This is a genomic window from Hymenobacter sp. (assembly GCF_036388155.1).
Lineage (GTDB): Bacteria > Bacteroidota > Bacteroidia > Cytophagales > Hymenobacteraceae > Hymenobacter.
On sequence record NZ_DASVSI010000169.1, the window covers coordinates 1 to 19,115 of the forward strand.

Sequence of the window (19,115 nt, forward strand, 5' to 3'; positions counted from 1 at the left end):
CTCGTATTTGGGGTTCACCTCGCCGCTCACGCGGGTGTTGCCGGGGCAGAGGTAGCAGGTAGGGTCGTAGGCCGGGCGCTGGTCGGCCTCGGGCTCCTCCTGCTGGCCCTGCCAGGGCCGCTTAGAGCGGTGCGGCGACACCAGGACCCATTCGCCGGCCAAGGCGTTGAAACGGCGGTGCGGGTGTTCGGTCGAATCGAAAGAAGACATGAATTAGGTGCTTTGGGATTGTCAGAACGTCATATCGAGCGCCCCCGAGACATCTCGCCCGAATCGTCGCAGCGATTGAACTACTGCCGCACGCGAGATGTCTCGGCGGCGCTCGACATGACGTTCTTTTTGCGGCGCCTTCCCTGCTTCTTCTTCTTAAACACCCCAAGCCCTGGAAACCTTCCCTTCTGCCCTGGCGTTTCTACCATAACCGCGTACCTTCGCGGCCCGCTGGGGCTGTTGAGGCCACCGCAGGACTCGTTCTTTACCATTTGGGGATGACCGGAATTGACAGCTTGCGCAAATTGCGGGTAAGCGTGCCAGAAGGTGATGGAAGCTCTTCTGTCAAAAAATCTATCGAAAAACAACCGGCGACTATTCGTACGCCATGGCTGCCTAGTTTAGAATTAGGTAACGTCATCGTTCCGCCCGGGTAAGTTTCTACACCTGGGAGTTCGGAGCGTCGTAAGTAGAAAATAGCCTCTGAAGAGCTGTGATTCAGGGGCGAAACTCAACTGCAGCTAGGGGAATTTCAAGGGCCTGACTGACGCCTGAAATTCCATGAAAATTCAAGTCTGGATACGCACGTAGAAAGCACGTTGATTTCCTTGTCTGGACCAGGGTTCGAATCCCTGCATCTCCACTTTAAACCCCGTTTGCGGCAAGCAGGCGGGGTTTTTCGGTTTTAGGACAATGACTGTTTGCATTACTAATCCGGGAACATGCCTTGAGAGAAGCCGGACGGTTCAATCCAATCTTTGAGCTGGCGCCGTAGCTTGGCTGCTGGCCGTGTGCTGGCTTTTCACTGACTTTATGCGTTTTTATTGCTTCCTGCTGCTCGTGGTGTTGATTCCGGGCGTGGTGCGGGCCCAAAACCAACCGGCCGAGGCGCCGCCTGCCGCCGAGGCCAAGCGCGACAAGCCGAGTTTCATCCCCTTCCCCATCGTGTTTTCGCAGCCCGAAACGGGTTTGGGCTACGGGCTGGCCGTGTTGCCGGTGTTCCGGCTGGGCACCGACACGGCCACCCGCAAATCGAACGCCCGGCTCATTGGCTGGCGCACCCAAAAAAAGCAAAGCCTGGTGCAGCTCACGCACAGCGTTTTCACCCCGGACGAGCGGTACTTCTTTGCCGGCGAAGCCAGCTTTTACAACCAGTTCCCCATCAACTACTACGGGTTTGGGCCCGAAACGCGGCTGGCCGACAAGTCCGTTATTGAGTATAAGGTATTCATATTCAATCAGCGCGCCTTGAAGCGGTTGGCGCCGGGCCTTTTTGCGGGGCTGCAGTACCGCCTCACCGATTTGCGCGACGTGCGGGTGAACGAGGGTATTGACGACGACCCGCGGCGCAGCCGGCTCTTCGACCGGCCCGCACGGGAGTACCAGCAGGATACCCGCATTTCCGGCGTGGGCCCGGCCGTGTTGTACGATGCCCGCGACAACGTGCTGAGCACCTTCCGGGGCAACTACCTGGAAATGTCGGCCCTGCTCAACCGCGGCGCCCTGGGCAGCGACTACCGCTTCAGCCGCTACCAGTTCGATGGCCGGCATTTTCGCCCCCTCACGAAGGACAACAAAACCATCTTGGCCTTGCAGGTGGTGGGGCAGTTCCAGGGCGGCTACGTGCCCTTTCGGGAGCTAGCCAACCTGGGCGGGGCCAACTTGCTGCGCGGCTACTACGAGGGCCGCTACCGCGACCGGCAGCTACTGGCCGCCCAAGCCGAGGTGCGGCGCGTGTTGTTTGGCCGCTTCAACGGCGTGGTGTTCGGCGGGGTGGGCCAAGTGGGCAACACCCTCGCCGATTTTGACGAAGGGGGCCTGAAAGTGGCCGGCGGGGCCGGGCTGCGGTTTCGCTTCAACCGACGCGACCGGCTCAACGTGCGCCTCGACTACGGCGTGGGCAGTGGCAAGTCCAGCGGGGTGTATTTCGGCATCGGGGAAGCCTTTTGACGTCGCTCCAATGGTGCTCCTTATCTTTTTCTGGACCATTTATTTCACGCTGCACAGCCTGCTCGCCACCACGTGGCTGAAAGAGTCGGTGGCGCGGCAGTACCCCACGGCGGCCCGTTTTTACCGCTTGGCCTACAACCAGATGTCAGTGTGGGGGTTTCTGCTCATCATTCGTTACCAAAGCCAGTTGCCGGAAATTTGGCTGTTTAGGCCCTCAGGGCTGGTGGTGGTGCTGGCGTGGGCGCTGTTGGGCACGGGGGTGGTGGTGGCCGTGGCCGCGCTGCGTGGCTACGACCTGGGCGAGTTTGCGGGCTGGGCTTACGTGCGGGCTGGGGCCCAGGCGGCCGACGTGCCGCTGCACACCGCGGGCCTCAACCGGCTGGTGCGGCACCCGCTCTACCTGGGCCTGCTGCTGGGGCTGCTGGGTTTCTGGCTGCTCTCGCCCACAGGTACCTGCACTGTTTTTGTGGGGTGCAACGTGGCGTACCTGCTGGTGGGCACGCGCCTTGAAGAGCGCAAGCTGATTCAGCGCTTTGGCGCCGCGTACGCGCGTTATCAGGCCCGGGTGCCGCAGTTGTTGCCCACAAAAGGGTTGCCTTAAGAGTCTTTCCAACTAGGGCATCGGGCCGACTGGGCGTCATGCAGAGCGAAGCATCTCGCGTGTGGTAGTAATTCAATCGTCAGGATTACTGGTGGCGGGCGAGATACTTCGCTGCGCTCTGCATGACGCCCAGTCGGCCCGATGCCCTAAATAAGCTATTGGTCTTTGACCCAAACCATCAACAAAAGCAAAACCCGATTACGTAGTGCCGTGGCATAACGTAACCGGGTTTCTGAAAATATCGGGGCCGTTGCGACTATTTCTGCTCGTTGAGCGCCCAGTTGTAGGTGATGAATTTGGGCTTGATTTCGGCGTCTACTTTCGGGCCATTGGAGTACTTGTTGAGCGTTTTGGCCAAAGTGTTGCCGTCCTTCTTGAAGTCGCCGGGGTAGAAATTAAAGATTTCGGAAACCTGCGGGGCGTTGGCGGGCGTGAGCTTGTTTTTGGCTGGGTCGTTGACAAAGTCGCGAGACTGGTCTTCGAGCTGCTGGCTGAGGCGGCTGCCGACGTAGGCCTCGTTGCGCAGCTTGGGGCACGATACGGCCGCGCACACCAGGGCAAAATGCACCCGGTACTCGCCGTTGAACTTGCGCCGAATCAGGCGTTGCTCCAGGTCGTTGAGGCAGTACTTCTCCTTGTCGTTGCCCAGGCGAATGAAGCGCTGGTCCCACACGGTGTTGACGAGGGTTTTGTCGCCGCCCAGCTGGCGGATGCTCTTCACCGGATAGCCGCGCAGCACGCGCTGAATGGTGAAGGCGTTGTAAGCGTTGAGCCAATAGGCAAGCTGGTCGTTTTTGCTCCACTGCTCGTTGGGCAGGGTGTTGCTCACGGTGGTGAGGTAGGCGCTGAGCTTGCTGGAGTCGGCCAGGAAACCCCGGTAATTCACCATGCCCTGGGCGTCGACGTGCTTTTTCAGCAGGGCGTCGAAGGGTGCGTGGTTGACGGGCTTGGTGCCCGCCATGATGGGGTTGAGGTCCTTCACGTAGCGCAGGTACTGGCAGCTGCCAACCAGCGGCCACATCAGCAACAGCGCCAGCACGAGGGCTGCGGAAGAAAAAGAAAAACGAGGTTTCAGGTTCATAAGAGAGCGCAGAAGCGGCAAGGCAAACTTTAGCAAATAATTGAATTACAATTGTCGCACAAACCTACGCACCGGCATTTGGTTTGGATGCCTCCTGGACTTCGGCCAAGCAGCCTTCTTTGAGTCGTAATTAAATTTTCGCAACAAACCGGGCAGTAGCGAGAGACGTAGTTTGGAGACACTCCTAAGCCGGACGGCTACCTTTGTCACGATTACTTCACCCCTTTTTCATGTTTGAAAACGCTACTTTTTTAGGGCGACTCGTTCCCGTAGCGGCCCTTGTGTGCGCATTGTCGCCGGCCGCCTACGCCCAAAATGCCTCCGGCCCGGTCACGGGCACCATCCTCGATGCGCAGGGGCAGCCGCTGGCCGGCGCCACGGTGGTGCTCAACCCCGGCAACATTGGCACGGCCACCAACAACCGCGGCGAATTTACCCTGAATGCGCCGGCGGGCAGCTACACCGCCACGGTGTCGTACCTGGGTTACAAGGTGGCCAACCAGGCCATCACCGTTGCCGAAGGGACCACCGCCACGCTCAACGCCTCGCTGGCCCAGGACCCGTTGCTGATGGACGCCGTAGTGGTTACCGGCAACTTCAATCCCCAGAGCAAGCTGGAAAGCGCCACGGCCATCACCACGCTCAACAACCGGCAGATTCAAAACCGCGTGTCGCGCGGCACCGCCGACTTGCTGATGGCCGTGCCCGGCTTCCGGGTGAACTCGGACGGTGGCGAAGCCGCCAACTCGGTATCGCCCCGCGGCTTGCCGGTGAACGCGGAGTCCGGCTTCGGCTTTTTGCAGCTCATGGAAGACGGCTTGCCCATTCTGGAAGTTGGCTCCCTCACGTTTGCCAAGTCCGACATTCACTTTCGCGTCGATGAAACCATTGACCGGCTGGAGGTGCTGCGCGGGGGTTCGGCCGGCATTTTTGCAAATAACGCCCCGGGCGGCATCGTCAACTTTTTGAGCAAAACCGGCACCGGCGACAAATTGCAAGGCATTGTGCGCCTCACCGGCGGCGAACAGGGCTTCAACTCCGACCGCACGGGCCTGGCCCAACTGGGCGGCTTGCAGCGCGTGGACGCCAACGTGGGCGGCCCCATTGCGGGCACGCCGCTGCGCTTCAACGTGGGCGGGTTTTACCGCTACGACGTGGGCACGCGCTACGCCGGCTTTCCGGCCAACGTGGGCGGCGGTGTGAAAGCCAACGTGACCTACAACCTGAAAAACGGCTACGTGCGCCTCTACGGCAAGTACCTCAACGACCGGGTGGCCTACTACACCAGCATTCCCTACCAGAACCTCAACGACCCCCAGCCAATTCCTGGCGGGCCCAGCTTCCGGCACGGCACAATGCAGTCGCAATACCAGCGCATCACGACGTTTCCCAACCCGTTCAACAACGGCCAAGGCAACCTGACGCGGGACCTAGCCGATGGCCAGCACACCCGCTATAAGGCCATTTCGTCGGAAGTGTTTTTTGACTTGGGCAATGGCTTTACCCTGACTGACAACGCCCGTCTGCTCGACGCCAACCTGAGCACCGACGGCGTGTACGACGTTCAGCCACCCGTGCCGGGCCTGGGCTTGGCCGCGCGGTACGCCAGCCTGGCGGCCTTTGGCGCGGGCACGCCCCGGTTCTCCTACGCCGACGACCCGACCAACACCCCGCTCGACATTGCCACCCTCAACGGCAACGGCCTGGTGAACATCGCCGGCATTTTCCCCGACGACAAGCCGGCCACCAACGCCATCAACAACCTGAAGCTGCAAAAGACCGTGGGCAAGCACCAGCTCACGGGCGGGTTCTACGCCAGCCGCTACACCATCAAGGAGCGGCTGAGCTACAACCTGGTGGTGCAGGAAGTGGCCAATCGCCCACGCCTGCTCAACGTGCTCATACCCACGCAAGGGCCGCTGTTTGGCGGCCAACCCATTGAGGTTACCCGGAACGGCTTCCTTTTCCAGAGCTTCGGCGACGGCATCCTGTTCAACTCAAGCAACACCACGCAGGTGCTGAGCTACTACGCCGGCGACCAGTGGCAGGCCACCAACAAACTGCGCCTGGAAGGCGGCGTGCGCCTCGAAACCAGCCACGCCAAGGGTTTTTCGCCCAAAACGGCCATCCTGAACAATCCTGACGCACGGTTTACGCCCTTTGTGGGCGCGCCCACGGCGGCCAACGGCTTTGCGGGTTCCAACGGCGGCTTGGACGGCCAGTACCGCACTTTCTACGACAACCGCTTCCTGCAGAACGTGAGCGAGCTGCGCACCTGGGATTTCAACTTCAGCACCTTCAACTACTCGTTGGGGGCCAACTACAAGTTTTCAGACCAGGTGGCTACCTACGCGCGCTACAGCAATTCGGGCGTGGCCCCCACCAACGACCAGTTTGCCTACGGCGTGAACCCGCGCGACCAAAACGTGACTATCCGGGGCGAGGTGCAGCGCGTGCTGCAGGCCGAGGTGGGTGTGAAAGTGGCCTCCGGCCGGTTCAGCGCCGGCGTGGTGCCATTCTACAGCCGCAACTCCAACATTCCGTTCACCATCCAAACCTCGGATGCCAACGGTGGCCTGACCCTAGTGCCCCAGCGCGGCGACGTGGACAACTTGGGCGTGGAACTGGAAACCACCTACTCGCCGGTGCAAGGCCTGACGCTGCGCGGCATCGGTACGGTGCAGCGCCCGCGCTTTCTGGACTTCAACATTCAGGTGCCTTTCGACCCGCAGACCCCGGCCCGCCCCGGCACGCAAGTCATCAACCTCAAAGGCAACCGCCTCGAAGATACGCCTGACCTGCTGCTGGAAGGCGGCGCCGACTACGTATTCCGCGGCTTCAACGTGTTTGCCAACTACCGCTGGTTTGGCGAGCGCTACGCCACCAAGCGCAACAACCTGCTGCTGCCCAGCTACGGCGTGCTGTTTGGCGGCGTCGTGTACGACTTCACCAGCGGCGGCCTGAAAGGAACCCAGATTCGCGTGCAAGGCTCCAACCTGCTCAACACCGTTGGCTTCGGCGATGCGGCGGCCCGCAACGGAGAGAACTTCTCAGCCGAATACCTCAACGCCCAGGCCGCCAACGGCAAGACCAACGCCGAAAATGCCTATAACCTCGTGCGCCCCATTCTGCCGCGCAACATCACGGCCAGCGTGGGCTACTCCTTTTAATAAGGAATTTCAAAGCTTCACCAAAAAGCCCCGGCCGCAGTGGTTGGGGCTTTTTTATTGCTAGCAAGACCAGTCTGTTAAGTAGTCATGCAGAAATAATCGAGCAAAGGGCGCGACCGGTAGCACCTCACCCCCAGCCTTACTGGGTACGAACCTTCTCTCCAGGAAAGGGAAACCTGACGAGTTGTAGCGCGGACTTTTAGTCCGCGAGTCGCTCACATCTGCACAATTCACGCGCGGACTAAAAGTCCGCGCTACAGCCGCGCCACCGTGGCTCCCCTCTCCGGGGGTGAGGTGACGGGGCCCGGCAAAGAGGACTCTTACTTGTGGTCCACTACTTAATCAATCAGCGGGGCCCGCTCAAACGGTTTGCTGCGGTCGAACAAGTAGCGGAAGGTGGCGTGGGTGCGCCAGATTTCGCCGCCAATGGTTTCGGCCACGCGCATCATTTTGGGGTTGAAGTCGCCAATCCAGTTCATCACAAAGTCCTCGTAGTGCACCTTGCTGGTGTCCTGCACGGTTTTGGATGCGGCCAGGATGAAGGCCATTTCCAGGCCCTTGCGCTGGTGCTCGGGCACAATGCCGAAGGCAATGCCGGTCATGGTGCGCACGGCCCCGCGCCAGCGGTACCAGGCAAACTTGAGTTTGCCCAACCAGTTGAGGTTGCCGCCCACGTAGCGAAACAGCTCGTTGAGCTCGGGCAGGGCAATGAAGAAGCCCACGGGCTCGCCGTGATGGTAGGCAAACCAGCAGATTTTTTCGTCGATGATGGGCCGGAGCTTGCGCATGATGTTGGCCGCCTGCTCGGGGGTCATCTCCTTCACGCCGTCGTGCTTTACCCAGGCTTTGTTGTAAATCTGCCGGAAGTCCTCGGCGTACTTGGGCAGGTTTTTCACCCGCAGGTGCTCGAAGCTGAAATTCGGGTCCTTGAACAGCACCGACGCTTTTTCCAGGTATTCGGGGGTGAGCGGCGCGGCCACCTTGCGGAAGTAGGTGAACTGGTTGAAGTAGAGCTGAAAGCCGTAGTTTTCCAGCAGGCGCCGGTAGTACGGCGGGTTGTAGTTCTGCGTGTAGAGCGGCGAGCCAAAGTTGTCGACCAGCAGGCCCCACCACTGGTCGCGGTCGCCGAAATTGACGGGGCCGTCCATGGCCTGCATGCCCCGCGCCGCCAGCCAGTCGCGGCAGCCATCCAGCAACACGGTGGCGGCCTCTTGGCTGTCGACGCACTCAAAAAAGCCCATGCCGCCCGTGGGCTGGGCAAAGGTGTTGGCCGTGCGCTCGTTGACGAAGGCCGTCACCCGGCCCAGCGTCTTCCCAGCGGCATCGACCAGCAGCCATCGAATGAGCTGGCCGTGCCGGAAATACTTGTTTTTCTCCGGGTTAAACACCGTTTCGATGTCCCGGTCCAGCGGGCGCACGTAGTTGGGGTCGCCCTGGTACAGGCGCACGGGAAACGCCAGAAACTCGCGGGCTTGGGCAGCGGTGACAACTTCTTGGAGTTGCATGGACAAAAGCAGTGTGAGGGCGGGCAGCGTTTGGGTGCTGTGTTAGGCACAAGTTAGGGGTAACCTCAACAGCACGCTGCAAATCGAGTCGCTAAGCAGGCCGGCACGGCTGCCTCTATACCCCTAATTACCCCAAGTTGCGGAGTGGCTGGCACGGTCCCGGTCCGACGCCCTAGGCGTCCGACCGGTTATTGTTGGAGGCTTTCCAGCCTGTTGACACAAGCCGGTGCACGCGGCTCGTCCTCGCAACAACCGGTCGGACACCTAGGGCGTCGGACCGGGGAGTAGTCCGCAACTGGGGTGATTATGCGCTTACGCCAGCCACCGCAGGTGGGGCAACTCCGCGGTGCCCCCGGTAGACTCATTTGTTCGATGCCTGCCGCGCCCCTGCCGGGGGCCTTTACGACCGGGCGGGAGTGGAAGCATCGGCCAGCTGCGCTATCATGGCCTCAGAAATGGTGGGCGTGGCCCCCTGGCAAGTGGCCACCAGCGCCCCCGCCGCGCAGGCAAAGCGCAGGCAGACGGCGGGCGCGTCTTGCCGAAGCAGGCCGCGCAGTAGGGCTGCCAGGAAAGCGTCGCCGCTGCCAATGGTATCCTTCACCTCCACCGGAAAGCCGGGGTGGTGGAAGAACTCGGCGCCGTGGTAGAGCACGGCGCCGTTTTCGCCGCGGCTCACGCACACCGTTTGCAAGGAATAGCGGCGGGCCAGGCTGAGCATGGCCGTTTCCAGGTCGGCCGGGGCATCGTACCAGCCGGCAATCAACGCCAGCTCGTGGTGATTGAGCTTGGCGATGTCGGCCGAGGTCAGCAGGCGTTCCACCACGGGTTGGTTGTAGTGCGGGGCGCGCAGGTTCACGTCGAACACGCGCAGGGGCGCCCGCTCCAGCAGCCGAAACAAGGTACTGGCCGTGGTGGGGCTGCGGGCAGCGAGGCTGCCGTGCACGAACACATTGGCTTGGGCCACGGCGGCTTCCACCGCCTCGTTGTGCTCGATGTAGTCCCAGGCCACGGGCTGCACAATGTCGTACACCACCTCGCTGCGGTCGTCTACGTTGGCCTGAACCGCTCCGGTTGGGTGCGTGGGCCCGCGCTGCACCAGGTCGGTGGCCAGGCCGTGGCTGGCCACAAAGTCGAGCAGCTCGGCGCCCAGCTCGTCGGTGCCCACGCGGCTCACGAGGCGGGGCTGCAGGCCCAGGTTGCGCAGGTGCACGGCCACGTTCATGGGTGCGCCACCGGGCTGCTTGCCAGAAGGCAGCACGTCCCACAGCATCTCGCCGAAACAGATTATGGATGGGTGCATGGGTGGAAGGTTTTGGGTTTTGGCTGCTCAGTTCGCTGCACTCAGCATGACAGGAGGCACGATACAGAGACATTGGCTGCGCTCTGCACGACGAGCGCCTTTGTTTCTTGTTGGTTGAATTTCAATGCGCAAACACCTCGCGTTCTACCTTTTCCAGCGAGGTGCCTTTGGTTTCCGGCATCGCCTTCCAGACGAAAAGGAGCTGCAGCACCATCATGGCCGAGAAGAACAGGAACACCGTGCCGCCGCCCAGATAGGCCGCGACCGAGGGGAAGCTGAAGGCCACAACGGCCGCCATTAACCAGTGCGTGAAGCTGCCCAGCGCCTGCCCGCTGGCCCGCACCTCGTTGGGAAAAATCTCGGAGATAAACACCCAAATCACGGCGCCTTGCGAGAAGGCGAAAAAGGCGATGTAGCAGAACAGCAGCGCCGGCACAGTGAAGCCGGCGAAATCCTGCACGTAGAAAGCCCGCGCCACCAGGCCCAGCGTCGCAATGAGCCCCACCGAGCCCACCAGCATGAGCTTGCGCCGGCCAAACCGGTCAATCACCTGCAAGGCCAGCAGGGTGAACACCAAATTTATCAGGCCGATGCCGGCCGAGGACAGCAGGGCCGAGCTTTTGCCCAACCCCGTCATCTCGAAAATGCGCGGGGCGTAGTAAATGATGGCGTTGATGCCCGACACCTGGTTGAAGACGGCGAAGAGCACGGCCAGCGTGACGGGCCGGGTGTACTTGCCCGAGAACAGGCGCGGCGCCGCTTCGGCGCGGGCGGCGTTTTGCGACGCAAGCAGGCTTTCCACCGTTTCCTCGGCCGTGGCGGGGTTGATGACGGTAAAAATGCGGCGGGCCTCGTCCACCATGCCTTTCTTGAGCAGCAGCCAGCGCGGGCTTTCGGGAATGGTGAGCACCGTGGCCACGAACAAGGCGGCGGGCGCGGCCTGAATGCCGAGCATCCAGCGCCAGGCATTGGGCCCGAGGTCGCGCAGCAGGTAGTTCGACAGGTAGGCGAAGAGGATGCCGAACACGATGTTGAACTGGAACAGGGCCACCATCTTCCCCCGCCGGTCGGGCGGTGAAATCTCGGTGATGTAGAGCGGCGCGGCCACCGACGACGCCCCCACTCCTACCCCGCCCAGGAAGCGGAACACCAGAAACACGCTCCAGTCGTGGGCCAGGGCCGTGCCCAGCGCCGAGAAAAAGTAGGCCAGCGCAATCCAGAACAAGGTTTTGCGGCGCCCGAACCGGTCGGCGGGCAGGCCACCGAACAGGGAGCCCAGGATGGTGCCGAACAACGCAATGGAAACCGTGAGCCCCTGCTGAAACGGGTTGAGCTGCCAATAGCCCTGCAGCGTCTGCTCGACGCCCGAGATAACGGCCGTGTCGAAACCAAACAGGAAGCCGCCCAAAGCAGCCGTGACGGACCAGAACAAGATGCTGCGGTTACGGCTCATAGTCGGATGGCGGCGGTTGAAAAGGATGTTATCAGGCTTGTTCTCATCGAACCACCCTTTCCTTCATCTGACAGGCTAGGGAGCAGCTTCGCAATTTGGCTGCCGGCACGAGTTACACAATAGGGCCCACCGGGACGCGATGCTGGGCCGCCTTCTTGGTTTAGATTGGCAAGGTAGGAGTTTGGTCATACAACTTCACGGGCGTAAACCACGGGCGGCGGCCCGCCCAAACGCCCCACAATTGCCCGTGTTTACGCTTCTATTCAGCGCCGGCGGAGCGGGCCAGCGCACCACCCAAGGGCGGCTTCGACACACTCCTGTACTATCCTGTGGCCTGGCCGTTGGGTAAGTACCTGCGCTGGACTTCCACAGGCGGTATTGCCCTGATAATTGCCCTGTAAGAGGCCTGCTGGCAGGACAAGGCGGGAGCTTGCGCAGCCAGCACCGACGCTCGCCACTGCTGAGGCAGGTCCTTTTAGGGGTGGTTACGGCCGTGGCACTGTGGCCATCATCGGCGGGTGATGTGCGCGGCAAACAGGCGGCTAGAGCTGCTGGAGCCACTGCCAAGGTGCTCGCCGCGTCGGGCTGTGTAGCAGTAGTTGGGCCAGCGAATGATAAAATGATAGCATAAAAAGTAAAAAAAGTGTAGGATTTATATTTTTCAGGAGAGCACAGGTGAGTCTGCGCAAACGATTGAGATAGATTTGACCACTGACTGAGTACCTACTCACCGCTGAGTGCCTACTCACCAAAGGTCCTGTTCTGTTTCTTCATCCAAACCCACCACCTATGCAACCTAAAATTTACAGATTCACCTGCTTGCTGCTGTTGCTGCTAGTGGGCCTCTATGCCCCCGCGTGGTCCCAGGACCTCACCGTGAGCGGCAAAGTGACGGGCGACGGCAAAGAAGCGCTTCCCGGCGTGACCGTGCTGGTAAAGGGCACCACCAATGGCACCGGCACCGCCGCCGACGGCAGCTACACCCTGCAAGCCCCTGCCAACGCCACGCTGGTGTTCTCCTTTGTGGGCTACGCCACGCAGGAAGTGCCAGTGGCCGGCAAAACGAACATTGACATCAATCTGGTCACCGACCAAAAGGGCCTCGACGAAGTGGTGGTGGTGGGCTACGGCACCCAAAAGGCCAGCAACGTAACGGGCGCCATCACCGGCATTACAGCCAAGGAGATTGAGGAGCGGCCCGTCAACCGCATCGAGAATGCGCTGGTGGGCCAGATGCCCGGCGTGTACGTGCAGACGCCCACCGGCGAGCCGGGCGCAGAACTCCAGATTCGGGTGCGGGGCGCGGCCTCCATCAATGCGTCGAATGACCCCCTGTACGTGGTAGACGGCGTGCCCGTGGACAACCTGCGCGGCATCAACCCCACCGACGTGGCCAACATTGAAGTGCTGAAAGACGCGGCTTCGGCGGCTATTTACGGCTCGCGCGGCTCCAACGGCGTGGTGCTCGTGACCACCAAGCGCGGTAAGAAAGGTGCGGCCAAGCTGCAGTTTTCGGGCTACACGGGCATTCAGCTGGCCGAAAGTCGGCTCGACGTGCAGTCGGCGGAAGAGTGGATTCAGATGCGCAAAGAAGGCATCGACCTGGACTGGCTGGCGCAAAACCCCCTCAACCGCGCGGAGGACTCGCGGGCCACGCGCATTCAGCGCCTCACCGTGAACGGCGTGGCCCCGAGCCAGACCAACATCATTCGCTACACGCACGACCCCAAATGGGCGTACGGGCGCGACAGCCTGGACTACATTGACTGGCAGAACGCCATTTTCCGGCGGGCCGTGATGCAGCAGTACACGGTGGGCGTGTCGGGCGGTACCGACAACGTGAACTACAACGTAAACGGCTCGTTCCTGGACCAGAAGGGCATCATCATCGGCAGCGACTTGCAGCGCGCCACCCTGCGCGCCAACATCGACGCCCAAATTCGCAAGGGCATCAAGCTGACCATGACCCTGGCCCCGAGCATGGAATGGAGCAGCCTGGGCCGGGTGGACGGCACCGGCGGCCAAGCGTTGAATGCCGCTCAAATGCCGCCGGTGTCGCCTAAGGGCGCGGGCATCTACGCGGGCGCCGACCCCTACTTTACCTACGCGTGGTCGGGCCGCTACATCAGCCCCGTGGCCGTGATGGAGCGCACCGATGCCAGCGGCACCCGCACCCGCCTCAACGCCAACATGGGCCTGAACTTCGACCTCTACAAAGGCCTGCAAATGCAGCTGCTGGGCGCCATGGACAACGGCTACTTCCAGGACCAGGTATTCACCCCCACCAATGCCAGCCGTGACTGGCCAGGGGCCGCCGAAGGCTCGCTAAGCACCTCGCGCTACTCGCAGACCTTCAACACCCGCTACCTCTTCCAGAGCGTGCTGAACTACACCCGCACGTTTGGCGACCACAGCCTCAACGCCATCCTGGGGTATTCGGTGGAGCGCACCCGCAACGATTTTTCGCAGCAGGAAAACGGCCAGCTGCCCAACGACGCCACCTACCTGTTCGACCGCGCCAACTCGACCGCCAACCGCAGCTTTATCACGGCCGGCAAGGAGGCGCTGCTGTCGTACTTCACCCGGGCCCAGTACGACTACAAGCAGAAGTACCTGGTGTCGGCCAGCTTGCGCCGCGACGGCTCGTCCAAGTTCGGCGCCAACCGGCCCTTCGGCTACTTCCCGGCCGTGTCGCTGGGCTGGCGCGTATCGGGCGAGAATTTCATGCAGGGCGTGACCTTCATCAGCGACCTGAAACTGCGGGCCAGCTGGGGCACGACCGGCAACAACCGCATTCCCAACAACTCGCAGTTTGCGCTCCTTTCGGCCAGCAACTACCCGCTAAACGGGCAAAATGCTAATGGTTTTGCGCCCTCGAGCCTGAGAAACGACGAGCTGGGCTGGGAGCAAACGGCCAGCTACAACTACGGCCTCGATTTTAGCGTGCTGCAGAACCGTCTGCAGGTGACGGCCGACTACTACACCAAAAGCACCACCGACCTGCTGTACCGCGTGCCCCTCTCGTCGCTCACGGGCTTCCGAAACACCTTCCTCAACATCGGCGAAGTGTTTAACCAAGGCGTGGAACTGGGGCTGACCTCGCGCAACTTGGTCGGTGCATTCGAGTGGAGCACCAACTTCAATGCTTCTTACAATACGAACCGCGTAGAAAGGCTGGACTACGACAACACGCCCGTGCCCACGGGCGAGCTTCCCGGCGGGGCCGGCTTCGCGAGCATTCTGCAGGTGGGCCTGCCCATCAACTCCTACGTGCTCTACCACGCCATCGGCGTGTACCAGACCCAGGCCGAAGTGGACACCGAGCCGAAGCTGACCAACACCCGCGTGGGCGACGTCAAGTACCGCGACGTGAACAAGGACGGCAAAATCACCGACGCCGACCGCACCATCATGGGCAACCCCACGCCCGACTACATTTTCGGCATCACCAACACGTTCCGCTACAAAGGCTTCGACCTGACCGTGCTGGTGAATGCCCAGCAAGGCGGCGAGTTGTACTCGGTTATCGGCCGCTCCATCGACCGGCCCGGCATGGGCTACCTCTACAACCACGCCTCCACCTGGAACAACCGGTGGAAGTCGGTGGCCGAGCCCGGCGACGGCAAAACGCCCAGCATCACGGCTCAGAACAGCTCGCTGCTCGACTCGCGCTGGCTCTACAGCTCCGACTACATCCGCATCAAGAACGTGACGCTGGGCTACAACCTGCCCAAGAAGCGCTTCTACTCCGGCGCCCGCCTCTACGTGGCCCTCGAAAACGCCTACATCTGGCACAACTACACCGGCGGCTTCTCGCCCGAGGCCCTGCAGGCCGGAGGCTTCGACAACGGCAGCTACCCGCAGGCCCGCACCTACACCGTCGGCTTCAACCTGTCGCTGTAACGCCCTCCCACCCCAACCGACATTCCGATGAAAGCTTTTAAACACATTGCTTGCGCCGCTGCCCTGAGCGTGGCCGGGCTGCTGGCCACCTCCTGCAAAGAGGACATTCTCTACATCCCGCCCGTGGCCAACAACACGGTGGACGAGTTCTACACCAGTGAAACCCAGGTAAACCAAGGCGTTCTGGCCATTTACAACGGCGGCCTGTCGTTGCCCGAAAGCTCCCACTGGTTCCTGGCCGAGTTCCGCTCCGACAATGTTGCCGCCGACGTCGCTTCTGTACAGCGGGACTACAGCGACGTGAGCAACTTCAACACCACCTCCCAAACCAACCAGCTGCAAGCTACCTGGAGCGACCTGTACGAAATCGTGTACCGGGCCAACGTCCTGCAGGAGAAAATACAGCCCTTCGGCTTTGCGCGCGTCGAGCAATTCAAGGGCGAGGCGCGGTTTCTGCGCGCGCTGGCCTATTTCGACCTCGTTCGTTATTGGGGAGCCGTACCCATTGTCAGCAAAACGCTCAGCAACGAAGAAGCGAAACAAGTACCTCGCTCGCCCGTTGCCGACGTCTACAAGTTCATCATCGACGACCTGACCTTCGCAGCCACCGCCTTGCCGGCCGCGTACCCCACCGCCGACAAGGGCCGCGCCACCCGGTGGGCCGCCAAAGCCCTCCTGGGCAAGGTGTACCTCACCATGTACGGCTACCCGCTGCGCCAGGCCAGCGCCCTGCCCCTGGCCAAAAAGGAGCTGATGGACGTGTACGCCGCCGCCGGCGCCAACACTTTCTCGGTGGCGCCAAACTTTGCCGACCTGTTTAAAGCGGCCAATGACAATAAGTACACGGTGTTCGAAATCCAGTACGCCTCGGGCGGCACGGGTGTCGGCAACCCCATTCCGTGGCAGCAGGGCCAGGTGTTTCCCACGTTCTGGTCACCGTTCACGGCCTTTGCCGCCGACTTCACACTGCCGCCCGCCTTGTTTGGCGCCAACTGGCCCAAGGCCGACAAACGCAAAGCCGCTACCCTCGACTCGGTCATCCGCAACCCCACCACTAACGCCATCGTGGCCGGTCGGCCCCAGTTCACCAAGTTTCTCGAGAAAGGCATCACGGGGATACAAAACCGGACGGATTACCCTAACAACTTCCCCATCATCCGCTTCGAAGACGTGGTGCTGATGTATGCCGAGGTGCTGAACGAGGAAAGTGGCCCGTCGGCCCTGGCCATCAGCCTAGTTAATCAGATTCGCACCCGTTCGGGCTTGGCTCCATTCACACCTACCTCGCCCGAAGCCGCTACGCAGGACGCTTTCCGCGCTGCCGTGCTCAAAGAGCGCCGCTACGAATTCATTGCCGAAGGCCAACGCTGGCACGACCTAGTGCGCACCGGTAATGCCATTTCGGTGATGACGGCCTTCAAACGGGCCACCACCGGCACCTCGGCCACGGGCGGCGCCAACTTCCGCCAGCTAGATGAGCACGACCTAATTTTCCCCATTCCAATTCTAGAGCTGCGCCTCAACCCTGGCTTCTGGCAGCAGAACTCCGGCTATAACTAGCCTTTTCTGCTCAAATCGACGCAATAGAAACGTCATGCTGAGCGCAGCCGAAGCATCTCGCGTGTGGTAGCAATTCATTTACCATTGCTGACGAGATGCTTCGACTGCGCTCAGCATGACGTTCTTCTTTTTGGTTGAATCCGTCTTTTCTGCTCTCAATGAAAACTCGCTGTTCTCTCCTGTTTTCCACTCTCGCCTTGCTAGCTACCGGCCCATCAGCAGCGCCGCCTCCGGCCCCACAAGCCCAACCCGAGCGCCTGGGGCGGGGCGTGGTGGCCATTGCCCAACCCGACGGCAAGGTGTTCGTGAGTTGGCGCTTGCTGATGACCGATGCGCCCAACGTAGCCTTCGATATTTATCGGCTAGCCGTTACTGGTCCACCGGTGAAATTGAACGACAAGCCGCTTGTTGGCGGCACCAATTGGGTCGATGCCAACCTGCCCATTCAACCACTTGCCAAGTACTTCGTGCGTACAAGCAGTTCGTTGGCAGTAGCGTTTAAAGCCAATACCGCAGAAAACAAAGACCAATCGGCCTACGCCAGCATTTGGGGCGACGGTATCCTGCGCGTGCCCCTGCAGCAACCAGCCGGCGGCACCGTGAGCAGCGGCGCCGAAACCAGCGCCTACACCTACACCGCCAACGACGCTTCCGTGGCCGACGTGGACGGCGACGGCACCTACGAAATTGTGCTGAAGTGGGAGCCCACCAACAGCCGCGACAACGGCTCGTCGGGCATCAGTGGCCCCGTGCTGCTTGATGCCTATAAGCTAGACGGCACCCGGTTGTGGCGCATTGATTTGGGGAGGAATATCCGTGCTGGGGCGCACTACACCCAGTTTATGGTGTACGATTTCGACGGTGATGGCAAGGCAGAAGTGGCCTGCAAAACTGCCGACGGCACCGTGGACGGTAAGGGTAAAATCATTGGCGACGCCAGCAAGGACTACCGCACTCTCACCGTGCCCACCGACGGCGGCCCCGGCGTAGCTTCAACCCGTGACAGCAAATACGGCCGCATCCTGGCGGGCCCGGAGTATTTCACGGTCTTCAACGGTGCCACCGGGGCGGCTATGGCCACGGCGCCCTACCTACCCGCCCGCGGCGACCTGGGCGGCTGGGGCGGCATCGGCGGCAATGGCGGCAACGACAGCCACGGCAACCGCGCCGACCGTTTCGTGGCCGCCGTGGCCTACCTCGACGGGCAGCGGCCCAGCGTGGTGATGTGCCGCGGCTACTACGGCCGCTCGGTGCTGGCGGCCTGGGACTGGCGCGGCGGCAAGCTGACCTCGCGCTGGGTATTCGACTCCAAAGACGACAAAAATCCCTTCTCCGGCATGGGCAACCACGGCCTGAGCGTAAACGACGTGGACGGCGACGGCAAAGACGAAATCGTGTACGGCTCGATGGTGGTGGATGACAACGGCACCGGCCTTTTCAGCACCGGCCTGCGCCACGGCGACGCCCTGCACGTGAGCGATTTCGACCCCAGCAACCCCGGCCTGGAAGCGTGGGGCGTGCACGAAAACGAGGAAAAGGTGCCCGGCCACGAAAACGGCCCCGGCGCGGCCCTGTACGACGCCAAAACCGGCAAAGTCCTCTTCGCCCAACTGCCCGGTCAGGACGTAGGCCGCGGCATGGCCGCCGACATCGACCCGCGCCACCCCGGCGCCGAGGTGTGGGCCAACCCGCCCGAACTGGGCCTGCTCTCCGCCAAAGGCGAAAAAATAGGCCCGGCGCCGCGCTCCGTCAATTTCGGCCTGTGGTGGGACGGCGACTTGCTGCGCGAACTACTCAATGACACCCGCGTAGAAAAATGGGACTACCAGGCCGGCCAGCTCACTACTTTGCTCGATGGCAAGCCCCTGGGCGCCGCGTCCTGCAACGGCACCAAGGCCACTCCTACCCTCAGCGCCGACCTATTGGGCGATTGGCGCGAAGAGGTAATCTGGCGCAACGCCAACAACCAGGAACTCCTGATTTTCAGCACCACCATTCCCACCCAACACCGCTTCGTAACCCTGATGCAGGACCGCACCTACCGCCTGGGCGTGGCCCGAGAAAACGCCGGCTACAACCAGCCGCCGCATACCGGCTTCTTCCTGGGCGAAGGCATGAAGGGCGTGGCAACGGGCCCAAAGGTCAATTGAGGGCTGGGCGGTCTAAGACCCTGACGAAACCAACCGACAAAACCGTCATGCTGAGCGCAGCCGAAGCATCTCGCGTGTGGTAGTAAACCAATCGACAGGTTTAGTGACCCGAGCGAGATGCTTCGACTCCGCTCAGCATGAGGTTAGGTGGAACACAATGGCGGGCAGATTTGATGGTCTGCAATAACGCAATCACCTAAGCCCAATTCCTCGGCACAGGTGAGTGCAGGAT

At 61.6% G+C, this 19,115-nt stretch carries 11 protein-coding genes and 1 other RNA gene; 7 read left to right on the top strand and 5 right to left on the bottom strand.

The window, feature by feature from the left end; translation table 11 throughout:
- On the bottom strand, positions 1-210 hold a 210-nt coding region (gene galT, locus VF629_RS23965), incomplete at its 3' end, for a galactose-1-phosphate uridylyltransferase (RefSeq protein ID WP_331061043.1).
- A gap of 274 nt (positions 211-484) precedes the next feature.
- Here galT and ssrA point away from each other — a divergent pair.
- From ssrA to VF629_RS23980, 3 genes are all read left to right on the top strand, one after another.
- Positions 485-856: a transfer-messenger RNA gene (ssrA, locus tag VF629_RS23970) on the top strand.
- Between the two features lie 167 nt (positions 857-1,023).
- Positions 1,024-2,160 carry a BamA/TamA family outer membrane protein gene (locus VF629_RS23975; protein WP_331061044.1) on the top strand — a complete coding sequence of 379 codons (1,137 nt, stop codon included), beginning with the start codon at positions 1,024-1,026 and terminating at the stop codon, positions 2,158-2,160.
- On the top strand, positions 2,114-2,761 hold the full coding sequence (locus tag VF629_RS23980) for a methyltransferase family protein (RefSeq protein WP_331061045.1): 648 nt from the start codon (positions 2,114-2,116) through the stop codon (positions 2,759-2,761). The genes VF629_RS23975 and VF629_RS23980 overlap by 47 nt, the downstream gene beginning before the upstream one ends.
- A 256-nt stretch (positions 2,762-3,017) precedes the next feature.
- Here the strand turns inward: VF629_RS23980 and VF629_RS23985 are convergent, their stop codons facing one another.
- Positions 3,018-3,842 carry a DUF547 domain-containing protein gene (locus VF629_RS23985; protein WP_331061046.1) on the bottom strand — a complete coding sequence of 275 codons (825 nt, stop codon included), beginning with the start codon at positions 3,840-3,842 and terminating at the stop codon, positions 3,018-3,020.
- A 230-nt stretch (positions 3,843-4,072) separates the two neighbouring features.
- Between VF629_RS23985 and VF629_RS23990 the strand changes: the two genes are divergently transcribed.
- On the top strand, positions 4,073-7,012 hold the full coding sequence (locus tag VF629_RS23990; RefSeq protein WP_331061047.1) for a TonB-dependent receptor: 2,940 nt from the start codon (positions 4,073-4,075) through the stop codon (positions 7,010-7,012).
- Between the two features lie 338 nt (positions 7,013-7,350).
- Here the strand turns inward: VF629_RS23990 and VF629_RS23995 are convergent, their stop codons facing one another.
- The 3 genes from VF629_RS23995 to VF629_RS24005 all read right to left on the bottom strand — a co-directional run bounded on the left by VF629_RS23995 (position 7,351) and on the right by VF629_RS24005 (position 11,270).
- On the bottom strand, positions 7,351-8,517 hold the full coding sequence (locus VF629_RS23995) for a hypothetical protein (protein ID WP_331061048.1): 1,167 nt from the start codon (positions 8,515-8,517) through the stop codon (positions 7,351-7,353).
- Between the two features lie 400 nt (positions 8,518-8,917).
- Positions 8,918-9,817: a carbohydrate kinase gene (locus VF629_RS24000; RefSeq protein ID WP_331061049.1), complete on the bottom strand. Its 900-nt coding sequence runs from the start codon at positions 9,815-9,817 to the stop codon at positions 8,918-8,920.
- 121 nt (positions 9,818-9,938) lie between these two features.
- Entirely contained in the window at positions 9,939-11,270 is a 1,332-nt protein-coding gene (locus VF629_RS24005; protein ID WP_331061050.1) for a sugar porter family MFS transporter, read from the bottom strand.
- A 789-nt stretch (positions 11,271-12,059) separates the two neighbouring features.
- On the opposite strand from VF629_RS24005, the gene VF629_RS24010 reads away from it, so the two are divergent.
- The 3 genes from VF629_RS24010 (at position 12,060) to VF629_RS24020 (ending at position 18,883) form a co-directional block, all read left to right on the top strand.
- The gene (locus VF629_RS24010; RefSeq protein ID WP_331061051.1) at positions 12,060-15,173 is read left to right on the top strand and encodes a TonB-dependent receptor; all 3,114 of its coding nucleotides are present in this window, start codon (positions 12,060-12,062) and stop codon (positions 15,171-15,173) included.
- Positions 15,174-15,200: 27 nt separating this feature from the next.
- A complete protein-coding gene (locus tag VF629_RS24015; RefSeq protein WP_331061052.1) occupies positions 15,201-16,733 on the top strand; it encodes a RagB/SusD family nutrient uptake outer membrane protein in 1,533 nt (510 codons plus the stop codon).
- 158 nt (positions 16,734-16,891) lie between these two features.
- The gene (locus tag VF629_RS24020; protein ID WP_331061053.1) at positions 16,892-18,883 is read left to right on the top strand and encodes a rhamnogalacturonan lyase; all 1,992 of its coding nucleotides are present in this window, start codon (positions 16,892-16,894) and stop codon (positions 18,881-18,883) included.
- Positions 18,884-19,115: the final 232 nt, after the last annotated feature.

Excerpts from the sequence above, each read along its gene's own strand:
- VF629_RS24015 (WP_331061052.1), top strand. The coding sequence starts at position 15,201 with ATGAAAGCTTTTAAACACATTGCTTGCGCCGCTGCCCTGAGCGTGGCC.
- VF629_RS24000 (WP_331061049.1), bottom strand. The coding sequence starts at position 9,817 with ATGCACCCATCCATAATCTGTTTCGGCGAGATGCTGTGGGACGTGCTG.
- VF629_RS24005 (WP_331061050.1), bottom strand. The coding sequence starts at position 11,270 with ATGAGCCGTAACCGCAGCATCTTGTTCTGGTCCGTCACGGCTGCTTTG.
- VF629_RS24020 (WP_331061053.1), top strand. The coding sequence starts at position 16,892 with ATGAAAACTCGCTGTTCTCTCCTGTTTTCCACTCTCGCCTTGCTAGCT.
- VF629_RS23975 (WP_331061044.1), top strand. The coding sequence starts at position 1,024 with ATGCGTTTTTATTGCTTCCTGCTGCTCGTGGTGTTGATTCCGGGCGTG.
- VF629_RS23985 (WP_331061046.1), bottom strand. The coding sequence starts at position 3,842 with ATGAACCTGAAACCTCGTTTTTCTTTTTCTTCCGCAGCCCTCGTGCTG.
- VF629_RS23995 (WP_331061048.1), bottom strand. The coding sequence starts at position 8,517 with ATGCAACTCCAAGAAGTTGTCACCGCTGCCCAAGCCCGCGAGTTTCTG.
- VF629_RS24010 (WP_331061051.1), top strand. The coding sequence starts at position 12,060 with ATGCAACCTAAAATTTACAGATTCACCTGCTTGCTGCTGTTGCTGCTA.
- VF629_RS23990 (WP_331061047.1), top strand. The coding sequence starts at position 4,073 with ATGTTTGAAAACGCTACTTTTTTAGGGCGACTCGTTCCCGTAGCGGCC.